A 12,943-nucleotide genomic window follows, 5' to 3' on the forward strand; every position below is an offset into this window, starting at 1 on the left:
GCCGCCATGAGCCAGCCGAAAAAGTACGTGTACGGATTCGCCGAGGGCGGCCGCGACATGGCTGCACTGCTCGGCGGCAAGGGCGCCGGACTCGCCGAGATGACGCGGATCGGCCTGCCCGTGCCGCCGGGGTTCACCGTCACCACCGACGCCTGCAAGGTCTACCTGGCCATGGGTGAGGAGCCGCCGGAACTCGGCGTGGAGGCGGCCCAGGCCCTGGCCGGTCTGGAGCGGGCCATGGGACGGACCCTGGGCGCTCCCGACGACCCGCTGCTGGTGTCCGTGCGCTCGGGCGCCCGCTTCTCCATGCCCGGCATGATGGACACCATCCTCGACATCGGGCTCAACGACCAGTCGGTCACCGGGCTCGCCAAGGCGTCCGGGCAGGAGCGCTTCGCCTGGGACTCCTACCGCAGGCTCATCCAGATGTTCGGACACACCGTGATGGGCGTGGACGGCGACCTGTTCGAGCAGGCCATCTCCTCGCACAAGGCGAACGACCACGACCTCGACGTCGGCGAACTCACCCGGCTCACCGAGGAGTTCAAGGCCATCATCCGCAAGGAGACCGGCGAGGACTTCCCGCAGGACCCGGCCGACCAGCTCGCCCGTGCCGTCCGCGCGGTCTTCGACTCCTGGAACACCGAACGCGCTCACGTCTACCGCCACCGCGAACACATCCCGGAGGACCTCGGCACCGCCGTCAACGTGCAGGCCATGGTCTTCGGCAACCTCGGCAGCACTGGGGAATCCAAAAGCAGCGGCACCGGCGTGGCTTTCACCCGCGACCCCGCCACCGGAGAGCGCGGCATGTACGGCGACTATCTGCCCGACGCACAGGGCGAGGACGTCGTCGCAGGCGTGCGCGACGCGCTGCCCCTGCGCGAGCTCAGGTCGCTCGACGCCCGCGCCTACGTCGAGCTCGGCGACCACCTGCGCACCCTGGAGCAGCACTACCGCGACCTGTGCGACGTCGAGTTCACCGTCGAACGCGGCAAGCTGTGGATCCTGCAGACCAGGGTGGGCAAGCGCACCGCCGAGGCGGCCTTCCGTATCGCCCGAGACCTGTGCGAGGAAGGGACGATCAGCGCCGACGAGGCACTCGTACGTGTCAGCGGCGCCGAGCTGACCCGGTTGATGTTTCCCCGCTTCGACGTGAAGACCACCGATGTGCCCCTCGCCCACGGCGTGCCCGCCTCGCCGGGCGCCGCGGTGGGCGCCGTCGTCTTCGACTCCACCGAGGCCGTACGGCGTGCCGCGGCCGGCGAGCAGGTGGTTCTCGTCCGCCGCGAGACGACCCCCGACGACCTCCCCGGCATGATCGCCGCGCAGGCCGTCCTGACCAGCCGCGGCGGCAAGACCAGCCACGCCGCGGTCGTCGCGCGCGGCATGGGCAAGGTGTGCGTGTGCGGCGCGGAGGAACTGGCCGTGGACACGCCGGGGCGGCGGTTCACCGCACCGTCCGGAGCCGTGGTCCGCGAGGGCGACGTCGTCTCCGTCGACGGCACGGCGGGCACGGTGCACCTCGGTGCCCTGCCGCTCACCGCCTCCCACGTCGGACGCGCGCTGGAGACCGGAACCGCCACGGACACGCTCACCGACGCCGTGCTGGGCGCTCTCGCCCGCGCCGACTCGGGGCGCCGCCTGCAGGTGCGGGCCAACGCCGACACGCCCGAGGACGCCGTCCGCGCACGTGCCCTCGGCGCGCAGGGGATCGGTCTGTGCCGCACCGAGCACATGTTTCTCGGTGAGCGCAGGGAACTGGTCGAGGCGATGATCCTGGCCCGTGACGACCTCGCACGCGAACGGGCCCTGGACGCCCTGCTGCCGTTGCAACGGGCCGACTTCACCGCCATCCTCGAGGCGATGGACGGGCTGCCCGTGACGATCCGGCTGATCGATCCGCCGCTGCACGAGTTCCTGCCCGACCGCACCGAACTGGCCGTCCGCCTGGCCCGCACCGGGCACCCGGACCCGCGCGACCGGGAACTGCTGGCCGCCGTGGAGCGGATGCACGAGCAGAACCCGATGCTGGGCCTGCGCGGGGTCCGCCTGGGCCTTGCCGTGCCGGGCCTGATGGCCATGCAGGTGCAGGCGATCGCCGAGGCCGTGGTCGAGCGGCTGCGTGACGGCGGCACCCCGCGAGCCGAGATCATGATCCCGCTGGTCGGCACGGTCGAGGAACTGAGGCTGGCCCGCTCCGAGGCGGAACTGGTGCTCGGTGAGGTGGAGAGCGAGACCGGTCTGACCCTCGACTGCCCGATCGGCACGATGATCGAGCTGCCGCGCGCCGCGCTCACCGCAGGACGCATCGCCGAGGCGGCCGACTTCTTCTCCTTCGGCACCAACGACCTCACCCAGACCACCTGGGGCCTGTCCCGCGACGACGCGGAGGCGTCGTTCTTCCCGCTCTACATCGACAAGGGTGTCTTCTCCGTGTCGCCCTTCGAGACGATCGACCAGGAGGGCGTCGGCCGGCTGGTGGAGCTGGGAGTCGAGGCGGGCCGTGCCGTCAACCCGCGCCTGGAGACCGGGGTCTGCGGGGAGCACGGCGGCGACCCGGACTCGATCCACTTCTTCCACCGCGTGGGACTGGACTACGTCTCCTGCTCGCCGTTCCGGATCCCGGCTGCCCGGCTGGAGGCGGGCCGTGCGTCCCTGATGGACACCACTGTGACCAGCGACAGCCGGTGACGTAGTCGCCGGGGCGGGGCGAACTCGTCCGCACCGGGCTACAGCGGAACTCATGACGCATGCCGTCACCGCCCTGTCTTGCGCGGTGGACCCCTCTTCGGCGGACACGGAGTCGAGGTTCGGCGGAGGCGCCGCCAACCGGTCGACTCCGTGGCGGGTCGAGCGTCGATCGCCCCGGCCGCTGAGACGATACGCGCATGGCACCACGGGAGAGCGGCCCTGAGAGTTCGGCAGCCACACGGCTCGTCCTGCTGACACTCGCGTCCGGCCAGTTCCTGATGGCACTGGACAGTTCTGTCATGAACGTCTCGATCGCAACGGTGGCCGACGACGTGGGCACGACGGTGACCGGGGTCCAGGGCGCGATCACCGCCTACACCCTTGTGATGGCGATGTTCATGATCCCCGGCGGCAAGGTCGGCGCGCTGATCGGTCACAAACGCGCGTTCATGATCGGCTGTGCCGTCTACGGGTGCGGATCCCTGACCACGGCGCTGGCGCCGAACCTGCCGGTGCTCCTGGTCGGCTGGGCGCTCCTGGAAGGCCTGGGGGCGGCGCTCATCCTGCCGGCGATCGTGGCGCTCGTCGCCGCCAACTTCGGCGTCGAACGCCGGCCCGCCGCCTACGGGCTCGTCACGGCCGCCGGAGCCGTTGCGATCGCCCTCGGGCCGCTCGTCGGAGGTGTCGCGACCACATATTTCTCCTGGCGCTGGGTGTTCGCCGGTGAAGTCGCGATCGTTCTCGCCATCCTGGCCCTCGGCCGCCGTATCGCCGACGCACCGACCGAAGGCCCCTCCCGCATCGATCTCGTCGGCGCGGCGCTGTCCGCAGCCGGGCTCGGGATCTTCGTCTACGGCGTACTCCGCTCGGACGAATGGGGCTGGTTCCAGCCGAAGCCCGACGCGCCCTCCTGGCTCGGGATCTCACTGGTCGTCTGGCTGATGCTGGCGGGGCTGCTCCTCATTTGGATGTTCCTCCGCTGGGAGGCACGACTCGTGGCGAGGCGCAGGGAACCACTCGTGGACCCGGCCCTCCTGCAGAACCCGCAACTCACCGGCGGGCTGACCATGTTCTTCTTCCAGTACCTCGTGCAGATGGGGGTCTTCTTCGTCGTACCCCTCTACCTGTCGGTGGCCCTCGGCCTGTCCGCACTCAAGACCGGCGCCCGCATCCTGCCGCTCTCGCTGACGTTGCTGGCCGCCGCGATCCTCATCCCGCGTCTCCTCCCGGATGTCTCGCCGCGGCGGGTGGTGCGGCTCGGGGTCCTCTCGCTGTTCGCGGGATCCGTGGTCCTGATGGCCGCGCTCGACGCCGACGCCGGAGCGGAAGTCGTCACCGTTCCCCTCCTGTTGATCGGGCTGGGCATGGGCGCGCTGGCGTCCCAGCTCGGCTCGGTCACCGTGTCCGCGGTGCCGGACGAGCGGAGCGCGGAAGTGGGCGGCGTCCAGAACGCGGTCACGAACCTGGGCTCCTCGATCGGTACGGCACTGGCCGGGTCGGTCCTGATCGCCGCGCTGACCAGTTCGTTCCTCGCCAACATCGAGCAGAACTCCGAGATCCCGGCGCAGGTCAAGAGCAGGGCGAGCGTCGAACTCCAGAGCGGCGCGCCCTTTCTGTCGGACGCTCAGCTCAAGGCGGCTCTCGACGAGGCGGGTACGAGCACGAAGGTGGCCCAGGCCGCGCTCGACGCGAACGCCGACGCACGGCTGGACGGCCTGCGCGCCGCACTCGCGATCCTCGCCCTCACCTCGCTCCTCGCGATGTTCTTCACCCACCGGATCCCGAAGACTCAGCCGCGCTCGACGTAACCTCCGGCGGGCGGACCGTCACCGAGTCCGTCAACCCTGGTGTGTCTTCGGTCGAAGCGGGCGTTGACGGACCGCGCTGAACGCCCCGTGGGCAGCAACGCCGACGAGCAGCATGGCGGCGGGATCTGTCCCGTCGTGACCGCGCGTGCCGCCTGAGTGCGAAGAGCACCACGAACAGCGAGACAGCGCTCGACAGCGCCTTCACCGCCCACGGCGGCGGGGCAGAAGAACGCGTGATCAACTCGCGCTGTGGGTTCCGACGGTGCACTACGGGCGTTCGAACATCTGGAGGACACCGCCGACGTGGAAGCACAGGGCGCCGGTGAGGGTTCCACGGTTGGCGATGTCGACGTTGACGGGGCTGCCGGTGGCCGGGCGGGTGTACGCGACGAGCGCGGAGACCATGAACAAGGCGGGCCCGAGTTGGTTCACGGCCACAAGCCACCATTCGAGGCTGCGGAAGAGCAGGCGGGGCCCGGCCGTGGCAGACCTCGACGAGAGCGAGATGGCCGGAGGCCAGGAACAGCATGCGGCCCACCACGTCGGGCACCCGGATCAGGCGGTTGATCTGGTGGACGTTCAGCCCCTGGAGGAAGGAATTCAGCAGGTTGACACCGAGGACCAGGGTGCCGGCGAACAGGAGGGAAGCGCTCAGCAGGTCCACCCGCGTGGGCTCGTAGCTCCACCAGCGCCGGCGACGGCCGACCAGCGCCTCGCCGCCGGCCATATGACGGGGCGCGTTGATCACCTGGAGCGGCGAGGCGTACCCACCTGTGTTGAAGAACGGTCCGCCGGCGAAGTGGACCGACGCGCGCTCGGTGGCGTCGCCGGAGCCGAACTGGGCCACGGCGGCGCCGGCCGCGAACAGGGCCCCGCCGATGACAAAGGCGGTCGCGGCGACGGCGTTGAGCGTGCGCATGCGGCTGACCGAGACCTCGTCGGCACGGGCGTGCCGCCCGCCCGCGTCACCCGGTGGGCGCAGGGTGAGCACTCCGCGGCGCCGCGCGAGCCGCGACTCCCGGACCGCCTCGCCGCCTCCGGTCACGCGCCGGGTGAGCCGGGTGGTGAACGGTCCAGAGCCCTCGGTGTGCTGCCCCCGCTGCTCCACGACCCGAGCCTGGGCCGCTGGGCCGGCCGCCTCCCGGGCGAAACGCCGACCCGGGCCCGCGCCCAGGGGCAGCCGGCCTCCGCCGGCCCGAGCGAGGGTGGCGCTGCCGGACCGGGCCCAGCCCCGCCTTGGGGGAGAGGCGTCCGGACGACGCGGCATGACCCCGCATGCCGAACGCGGGGTCGCCAGGCCGCTCCCTGCGGGCCATCGGCCGTCTGGGCGCCCTGGACCTGCGTCCACTCCTGCCCGCCCGCAACCCGTCTCGGGCGCCGGTCGGACGCGACGACGGACAGCTGTCCATGAGTTCGGCGACGGCACCTGGACCGTCACCGCAGACTCGCCGGGACGTTGTCCGGTGGCGGGGCGGAGGATCTTGCCCCCGGGCTCGGCAGCGTGGCGACGGGCAATGGATAGCCGAATGGATAACATGGTCCCGCTATGGGTTGAATTGCCTCTCGTGTCCTGACCTCAGGAGGACCCCATCACCGGGACGAGATCGGCAGCGGCCGTGACCGCGCCGGGAGATCAGCCCCCTGAGGCCGACCAGCTGCAGAAGATGCTGCGCCGCCCCGAATACCGCAAGGCACTGGTGTTCTGCGGGCTGATCGGTGTTCCGGTGGCGCTGCTCGCCTTCTGGTTCCTCGTGGCGCTCCACCAGTTGGAGCAGCTGATCTGGACCGACTGGCCCAAGGACCTGGGCTGGAAGCAGGCTCCCTGGTGGTGGGCGCTGCCCCTGATGGCGGTGGCCGGGTCGACCGTGGGCCTGGTGGTCGCCCGGCTTCCCGGGCGGGGCGGGCACATCCCGGCGGCCGGTCTGCATTCCGGCGGGATCACCAAGGAAGCACTGCCCGGTGTCCTCGTCGCCGCGCTGGTCGGACTGCCGCTCGGGGTCGTACTGGGTCCCGAGGCGCCGCTGATCGCCCTGGGCGGCGGTCTGGCGCTGCTCTTCGCGACCTTGGTTCGGGCGCCCCGGACCGAGGCGAGCACGGCGTTGCTCGGCGCGGCCGGTGCCGCGGCGGCCATCTCGGCGCTCTTCGGGAATCCGGTGGTGGGGGCCGTGCTCCTGATGGAAGTGGCCGGGATGGGCGGGCCGCAGCTGTTCGCGGTGATGCTGCCGGCACTGCTGGCCAGCGGGGTCGGGGACCTGGTCTTCACCGGGTTCGTGCACTGGACCGGCCTGGATACCGGGAGCCTGGACATCGGGTTGCCCAAACCGCCGCCGCTCGACTGGGCGGACGTCCTGTGGGCCCTGCTGATCGCGCCGACCCTCGCCTTCCTCATCCACTGGGTCTTCGTGGGCGGAAGGTTCGTGGCCGGCTTCGTGACGACGCGGACGGTGCGGAACACCACCCTGTGCGCTCTGGGAGCGGCGGGATGCATCACTCTCTACGCCGTCGCCACCGGCCGTTCTCCGGCCGAGGCCGCCCTGTCCGGGGAGGCCGTCCTGGCCGTCCTGGCGCAGCACCCGCACGACTGGTCGGTGGGTGCTCTCGTCGCGGTGCTGGTGTTCAAGGCCCTCGCGTACACCTTCTGTCTGGGCAGCCTGCGCGGTGGACCCGTCTTCCCCGCCCTGTTCCTGGGCGGGGCGGCCGGTGTCCTGCTGTCGCCGCTGCCCGGTCTCGGGCTGGTGCCGGCGATGGCGGTCGGGATGGCGGCGTCGTTGAGCGCGGCCCTGCGGGTGCCCGTGAGCAGCGTGGTCCTGGTCGTGCTCCTGCTGGGCAACGTGGACACGGTGGCGCTGGTGGTGCTGGCCGTCGTGGTGTCCTTCGTCGTGGTTCAGCTGCTGCCGCAGGGGCCGAGGATCCCCGCGTTCGGCGAGCCGCCGGCCGGTCGAGCGCCCCGTCCAGGGCCGCCGCGGCCATCATGAGCGAAAGATGGGGAACGCCTGCGGGAAATCGACCGGGAGGCGGCGGGCCCGCGCGAGGGCGTCGACGTACGCGAACGTGCGGGGGCTGAACGTGCCGTCCGAGCCCCGCAGCCGGTGAGGGGAGACCGCCGGGCCGCAGCGGTGAACGGCGGCCGGAGACAGCTACCGCTGATCGCCCTTCGGCCTGCCCCGCTGGTCTCGGGTGCCGTGCGGAGGCGCGATGAAGGGCTGCGGGGAGCTCGCCGGTGACACCGGGGAGCCGGTGTGGCGGCTTGCTGTTTCGGGCCGCAGCGCACCAGTCGCCCGACGTCGGCTCCGCGCCCGTGTGCAGCTGCTCCAGGCGGGCCGACAGCAGCGCGGTGATCGGGAGCCGGTCGCCGTGCGTGTGTTCGTACGTGGGCAGCGCCTGGACCCCGCGGCGGTCAGGGACCGTACGCAACTCTCCAGTCCGCCGATCGGCAGGTGGTCGTGGACGGGCAGCGGCAGGGTCCGCGGGCGGGATCGGCCATGGCTCTCACGTGCTTCCGGCGCCGGTGCAGACGCCGCCGGCGTCAGCGGCCGCCCGGCCCGCCGCTGCCGAAGGCCCCGCTGTTGCCCTCGCGCCAGCGGCGCCGTGTCTGCGACCCACTGGTCCTGCTCGGCGAATTGCCGTGACCGGGCAGCTCGTGCGGGGTCAGGCGGTGGTCGCTGAGGGGTATCTCGGCGGGCTCACGGTTCTCCCGCACCTCACGGACCGGGCCGCCGTCCGGCAGGCGCGGCTGGTCCTCCGGGCGCGGTGGCCCCGGTTCCCGGCGCCGGATACGGGCGCCCAGCCAGAAGGCGCCGATCAGCAGACCCACGACCGCCACGCCCACCACGACCAGGCCGATCCCGAGAGCGCCGCGGCCTGCGGCGATGTCCATCCATGAGGTGCTCATGGGCTCGCGGGTACCCATGGGGGCCGGAGCGAACCGGCCCGTCCCGAGCGGGCCGGATCGCGTGGCCCGGTGTTTGAGGCGATCGACCACGGCAACCCGCCAGGTGTGACTTCGACGACCCAGCAGGAACTCTTCCAGTTCTTGGAGGACCGCTTCGCCTGCGCGCAGGCGTGCACCGAGTGCGCACGCGAGTGTGCGCTGCGCGCAAGCCTCGTGGACCCCGACGGCACCAAGGAGCAGGAACTCGTACGACGCAAGGGCATCATGTGCGCGGAGGTGTGCGACGCGACCTGCCGTGTGCTGTCCGAGCAGAACCGTCTGGACGAGGCAGGCATCCGCATCCAGGTGGAGTGGTGCCGCACCGTGTGCCTGGAGTGCGCCCATGCCTTCGACCGACAGCCGGGCGCCGAGGACGGCGCGAAGGCCTGCCGGCAGTGCGCCGAGGCGTGCACGGAATTCCTCGCCACCCTGAACTGACCCTCACAGCCGCACACCGAGCGGCTGCCCGAACCGCACGTTCCAGCGCCCCGACCTGCCGCTGAGCTCGACCGCCGTCAGCGGCGGCACATCCGCGCGCCAGAACGCCGTCTCCGGCGCCCCGAGCGCCCGTACCACCGCGGCCCTCACGGCCTCGGGCTCGACCACGGCGAGGGTCCGTCCGGGCGTCTGCGCCGCCGCCTCCAGCCAGCCCGCCACCCGGTCGCACAGCGCCGCCACCGACTCCCCGCCGTGTGGCGCGGCCCCGGGGTCCGACAGCCAGCGGGCCAGTGCCTCCGGCTCCCGCCCACCCACCTCCGCCAGCGTCGCACCGCGCCAGCGGCCCGTGTCCAACCCCGCCAACTCCGGTGCGTCCACGGCGTCGAGGCCGAGGGCGCCGGCCGTCTCGCGGCAGCGCACGGTGGGGGAGACCCGGACCCGGTCCGCCGCCGGGAGCGTGCCGGCGACCGCCCGGGCCTGACGAAGCCCGGAGGCGTCCAGCGGGCAGCCGTCGTCGAAGCGGGCCTCCCTGAGGGCCGCGGTGATCGCGGGTGAGATCAAGATCACTCGGCTCGTCATATGTCCACTCCCGCGCTCGAAGCCGCTTCGAAATCCCTGAACTGACCTTGATCGGACGGCAAAAACGGCTCACCAGGGGCGCTCGCGGCCGTCCCGTGCGCCCTTGGCCCCACCTCTGCTTCGCGGTACGGTCTCGTGGATATTGACGACGGGACAGCGGAAGCCGGTGGAATTCCGGCACGGTCGCGCCACTGTATGCCGGGCACGCACCTTGAGTGCGCGCCGGGCGAGTCAGACCCGCTCCGTCGTCGCGTGCACCACCGAGACGGGACGCGAGTTCCCCAGGAGGGCCTGCCATGGCGCAGTCTGTCGCTCAGCCGACCACCACCCCCACCGCCGTACCGGCAAAGCTGCCGATCGGCGCGATCGTCCCCTGGGCGGTCTTCTTCGGCATCCTGATGCTGGTTCTGCTCTACTTCGTCGGCGCCGAGCAGGGCGCCACCTCCGTGATGAACGGGGACAACGTCCACGAGTGGGTGCACGACGCCCGCCACCTGCTCGGTTTCCCCTGCCACTGAGGGCGGCGAGAGAACACGAACGCCCATGAACTCGGCAACCGTCCGCAACCTCCTGGTGCGCGGCATGTTCGCGGGACTCGCCGCGGGCCTGCTCGCCCTCGTGGTCGCCTACTTCCTCGGTGAACCGCGCGTCGACGCGGCCATCGCCTACGAGGAGGCGCACTCCCACGAGCACGGCGTGGAAGCCGTCAGCCGCACGATGCAGTCCACCGCGGGCCTGTCCACCGGTGTCCTCGTCTACGGCGTCGCGTTCGGCGGCATCGCCGCCCTCGCGTACTGCTTCGCGCTCGGCCGCATCGGCCGCTTCGGGCCGCGCGCGAGCGCGTTGCTCCTGGCGGCCGCCGGTCTGATCACCGTGTATGTCGTGCCGTTCCTGAAGTACCCGGCCAACCCGCCGTCCGTCGGCGACCCCGGCACCATCGGCAGACGCACCACCCTGTACTTCCTGATGGTGGTGCTGAGCGTGCTGCTGGCCGTCGCCACCGTCATCCTGGGCAAGCGCCTCGCACCGCGCCTCGGCAACTGGAACGCGACGCTCGCCGCGGGCGCGTTCCTCGTCCTCGCCATCGGTCTCGCGTACGCGTTCCTGCCGTCCTTCGACGAGGTCCCCAAGGACTTCTCCGCCACCCTGCTCTGGGAGTTCCGACTGGCGGCCCTGGCCGTCCAGTTGACCCTGTGGACCTCTTTCGGGCTGGTCTTCGGGGCGCTGGCGGAGCGGGTGCTCGTCCCGAAGCAGGTGCGGGCGAAGGGCGCCACCCGGGCAACTCCCGTCGCCCACTGATCGGTTCCGTCACCTCACTCGGGAAAGGGCCCCGGTCGACGACCGGGGCCCTTTCCCTGCCCCTCGCCATTCCCAATTTCTGAAACACGTTCTACGGTGTGCGCCGTCAGGACCGGCCTGGGAAGCCTGGAGGCGCCGTGCATCTCGAATACACGCCCGAGCAGCAGCGGCTGCGCACCGAACTGCGCTCGTACTTCGCCGACCTGGTGCCGGACAACGCCTACGCCCGGCACGGCGACCCCGCCGCCCAGAAACGCTTCTACCGCGAGACCATCCGGCGCCTGGGGTCGGACGGCTGGCTCGGCGTGGGCTGGCCGAAGGAGTACGGCGGGCGCGGGCTGACCGCCATGGAGCAGTTCATCTTCTTCGACGAGGCCGCCCAGGCGGGCGTACCGCTGCCCCTGATGGCGCTGAACACGGTCGGTCCGACGATCATGCAGTTCGGCACGGAGGAGCAGAAGGCGTATTTCCTGCCGAAGATCCTCGCCGGCGAGATCGACTTCGCGATCGGCTACAGCGAGCCCGACGCGGGCACGGATCTCGCGTCTCTGAAGACGCGCGCCGTGCGGGACGGCGACGAGTACGTCGTCAACGGGCAGAAGATCTGGACGACCAACGGTGACACCGCGGACTGGGTGTGGCTGGCCACCCGCACCGACCCGGACGCGCCGCCCCACAAGGGCATCACCATGCTCCTCGTCCCCACCACCGACCCCGGCTACTCCTGCACCCTCATCAACACCCTCGCCTCCCACGACACCACCGCCAGCTACTACGAGAACATCCGCGTTCCCGTCTCCCGCCGCGTCGGCGCCGAGAACCAGGGCTGGCGGCTGATCACCAACCAGCTCAACCACGAGCGCGTCACCCTCGCCGCCCACGGCACCATGGCCATCCGCGCCCTGCAGGACGTGCAGCGCTGGGCGACGGAGACCAAGCTCGCCGACGGCCGCCGGGTGATCGACCTGCCCTGGGTACGCCGCCGCCTCGCCCAGACCCACACCAGGCTCGACGCGATGAAGCTCCTCAACTGGCGCATGGTGCACGCCGTCCAGAACGGCACCCTCGCCCCGCAGGACGCCTCCGCGGTCAAGGTCTACGGCTCCGAGGCGCGCCGGGACGCCTACGCCTGGCTGATGGAGATCGTCGGTGCGGCGGGAGCGCTGAAGGAAACCTCGGCGGGCGCGGTGCTCCACGGCGAACTGGAGCGCGGCTACCGTTCCGCCGTGATCTTCACCTTCGGCGGCGGCAACAACGAGATCCAGCGGGAGATCATCTCGTGGATCGGTCTGGGGATGCCGAGGGTACGGCGTTAGCCTGCAGGGGTGACGGGCATCCAGACCGGCGACCCCGGGCTCTTCGGCCCGTCCTCGGTTACCTGGCAGATGCACGGCGACCCGATGATGTGGGTCGCCGGCGTCCGCGCGCTCTACCTCCAGGCGCTGCATCCGCGGGCGGTGCGCGGCGTCATGCAGAACTCGGACTTCCGACGCGATGCCTGGGGCCGGTTGATGCGCACCGCCAACTTCGTCGGCACCACCACCTACGGCACCACCGAGGCCGCCGAACGGGCCGGTGCCCGCGTCCGGAAGATCCACACCATGCTGTCGGCGACCGACCCGGACACGGGGGAGCGCTACGGGGTCGACGAACGGGACCTGCTGCTGTGGGTGCACTGCGCCGAGATCGACTCCTATCTTCAGGTCGCGCGCCGCTCCGGCTTCCCCCTCACGGACGCGCAGGCCGACCGCTACATCGGAGAACACCGCGTCAGCGCCCGCCTGGTGGGCCTCGATCCCGACGTCGTACCCGCCGACCAGGAGGAGATGGCCGCCTACTTCGACAAGGTACGGCCCGAACTCGCCGTCGGACCCGAGGCACGCGAAGTGGACGACTTCCTGCTCCGCCCGCCGACGCACCCCCTCCTCGTCCCCGCGCGCGAGGTGCTGTGGCGGCGCGTGGCCCGACTGGCGTACGCCGCCCTGCCGCCGTACGCCCACGAGTTGTACGGCAGACCCGCTCCGAAACCCGCCACCGTCACCCTGCAACTGCGTGCCACAGGCACCCTGCTTCGCTGCATTCCCGCACGTCTGCGCTGGCAACTCCCGCCCAAACACATCCTGCGCGCCATGTCACGGCTCGGCCCCGGCTCCCGCCCGGCACCGTACAAACTCGGACGATAGCTCGCCATACT

10 protein-coding genes, 1 pseudogene and 1 riboswitch are annotated in these 12,943 nt (G+C 71.4%); of the genes and pseudogenes, 8 read left to right on the forward strand and 3 right to left on the reverse strand.

The window, feature by feature from the left end; translation table 11 throughout:
- The first annotated feature begins 6 nt into the window (after positions 1-6).
- Both ppdK and LJ657_RS29320 read left to right on the forward strand, forming a co-directional pair.
- Entirely contained in the window at positions 7-2,694 is a 2,688-nt protein-coding gene (ppdK, locus tag LJ657_RS29315) for a pyruvate, phosphate dikinase (protein WP_232651848.1), read from the forward strand.
- Between the two features lie 197 nt (positions 2,695-2,891).
- The gene (locus tag LJ657_RS29320; RefSeq protein ID WP_232651849.1) at positions 2,892-4,502 is read left to right on the forward strand and encodes an MFS transporter; all 1,611 of its coding nucleotides are present in this window, start codon (positions 2,892-2,894) and stop codon (positions 4,500-4,502) included.
- Positions 4,503-4,769: 267 nt separating this feature from the next.
- Here the strand turns inward: LJ657_RS29320 and LJ657_RS29325 are convergent.
- A pseudogene (locus tag LJ657_RS29325) lies at positions 4,770-5,610 on the reverse strand (hypothetical protein).
- A gap of 556 nt (positions 5,611-6,166) precedes the next feature.
- Between LJ657_RS29325 and LJ657_RS29330 the strand changes: the two are divergent.
- Positions 6,167-7,477: a chloride channel protein gene (locus LJ657_RS29330; RefSeq protein ID WP_232652004.1), complete on the forward strand. Its 1,311-nt coding sequence runs from the start codon at positions 6,167-6,169 to the stop codon at positions 7,475-7,477.
- Between the two features lie 551 nt (positions 7,478-8,028).
- On the opposite strand, the gene LJ657_RS29335 is transcribed toward LJ657_RS29330, so the two are convergent.
- Entirely contained in the window at positions 8,029-8,394 is a 366-nt protein-coding gene (locus tag LJ657_RS29335; RefSeq protein WP_232651850.1) for a DUF6479 family protein, read from the reverse strand.
- Between the two features lie 105 nt (positions 8,395-8,499).
- On the opposite strand from LJ657_RS29335, the gene LJ657_RS29340 reads away from it, so the two are divergent.
- A complete protein-coding gene (locus tag LJ657_RS29340) occupies positions 8,500-8,871 on the forward strand; it encodes a four-helix bundle copper-binding protein (protein ID WP_232651851.1) in 372 nt (123 codons plus the stop codon).
- Between the two features lie 3 nt (positions 8,872-8,874).
- Here LJ657_RS29340 and LJ657_RS29345 read toward each other — a convergent pair whose 3' ends face one another.
- Positions 8,875-9,450: a histidine phosphatase family protein gene (locus tag LJ657_RS29345; RefSeq protein ID WP_232651852.1), complete on the reverse strand. Its 576-nt coding sequence runs from the start codon at positions 9,448-9,450 to the stop codon at positions 8,875-8,877.
- A gap of 112 nt (positions 9,451-9,562) precedes the next feature.
- Positions 9,563-9,711, forward strand: a riboswitch (cobalamin riboswitch).
- A gap of 35 nt (positions 9,712-9,746) precedes the next feature.
- On the opposite strand from LJ657_RS29345, the gene LJ657_RS29350 reads away from it, so the two are divergent.
- The 4 genes from LJ657_RS29350 (at position 9,747) to LJ657_RS29365 (ending at position 12,932) form a co-directional block, all read left to right on the forward strand.
- Positions 9,747-9,968, forward strand: a complete 222-nt coding sequence (locus LJ657_RS29350; RefSeq protein WP_099926404.1) for a CbtB domain-containing protein — start codon at positions 9,747-9,749, stop codon at positions 9,966-9,968.
- Between the two features lie 25 nt (positions 9,969-9,993).
- The gene (locus LJ657_RS29355) at positions 9,994-10,749 is read left to right on the forward strand and encodes a CbtA family protein (RefSeq protein ID WP_232651853.1); all 756 of its coding nucleotides are present in this window, start codon (positions 9,994-9,996) and stop codon (positions 10,747-10,749) included.
- 137 nt (positions 10,750-10,886) lie between these two features.
- Positions 10,887-12,065: an acyl-CoA dehydrogenase family protein gene (locus LJ657_RS29360; RefSeq protein WP_232651854.1), complete on the forward strand. Its 1,179-nt coding sequence runs from the start codon at positions 10,887-10,889 to the stop codon at positions 12,063-12,065.
- A 69-nt stretch (positions 12,066-12,134) separates the two neighbouring features.
- Entirely contained in the window at positions 12,135-12,932 is a 798-nt protein-coding gene (locus LJ657_RS29365; protein WP_232652005.1) for an oxygenase MpaB family protein, read from the forward strand.
- Positions 12,933-12,943 lie beyond the last annotated feature (11 nt).

The organism is Streptomyces guryensis, assembly GCF_021261325.1.
In the GTDB taxonomy this organism is placed as follows: domain Bacteria; phylum Actinomycetota; class Actinomycetes; order Streptomycetales; family Streptomycetaceae; genus Streptomyces; species Streptomyces guryensis.

Bases quoted from the DNA above. Each gene is read 5' to 3' on its own strand.
- LJ657_RS29355 (WP_232651853.1), top strand. From the start codon at position 9,994: ATGAACTCGGCAACCGTCCGCAACCTCCTGGTGCGCGGCATGTTCGCG.
- LJ657_RS29345 (WP_232651852.1), bottom strand. From the start codon at position 9,450: ATGACGAGCCGAGTGATCTTGATCTCACCCGCGATCACCGCGGCCCTC.
- LJ657_RS29335 (WP_232651850.1), bottom strand. From the start codon at position 8,394: ATGAGCACCTCATGGATGGACATCGCCGCAGGCCGCGGCGCTCTCGGG.
- ppdK (WP_232651848.1), top strand. From the start codon at position 7: ATGAGCCAGCCGAAAAAGTACGTGTACGGATTCGCCGAGGGCGGCCGC.
- LJ657_RS29320 (WP_232651849.1), top strand. From the start codon at position 2,892: ATGGCACCACGGGAGAGCGGCCCTGAGAGTTCGGCAGCCACACGGCTC.
- LJ657_RS29330 (WP_232652004.1), top strand. From the start codon at position 6,167: ATGCTGCGCCGCCCCGAATACCGCAAGGCACTGGTGTTCTGCGGGCTG.
- LJ657_RS29365 (WP_232652005.1), top strand. From the start codon at position 12,135: ATGCACGGCGACCCGATGATGTGGGTCGCCGGCGTCCGCGCGCTCTAC.
- LJ657_RS29350 (WP_099926404.1), top strand. From the start codon at position 9,747: ATGGCGCAGTCTGTCGCTCAGCCGACCACCACCCCCACCGCCGTACCG.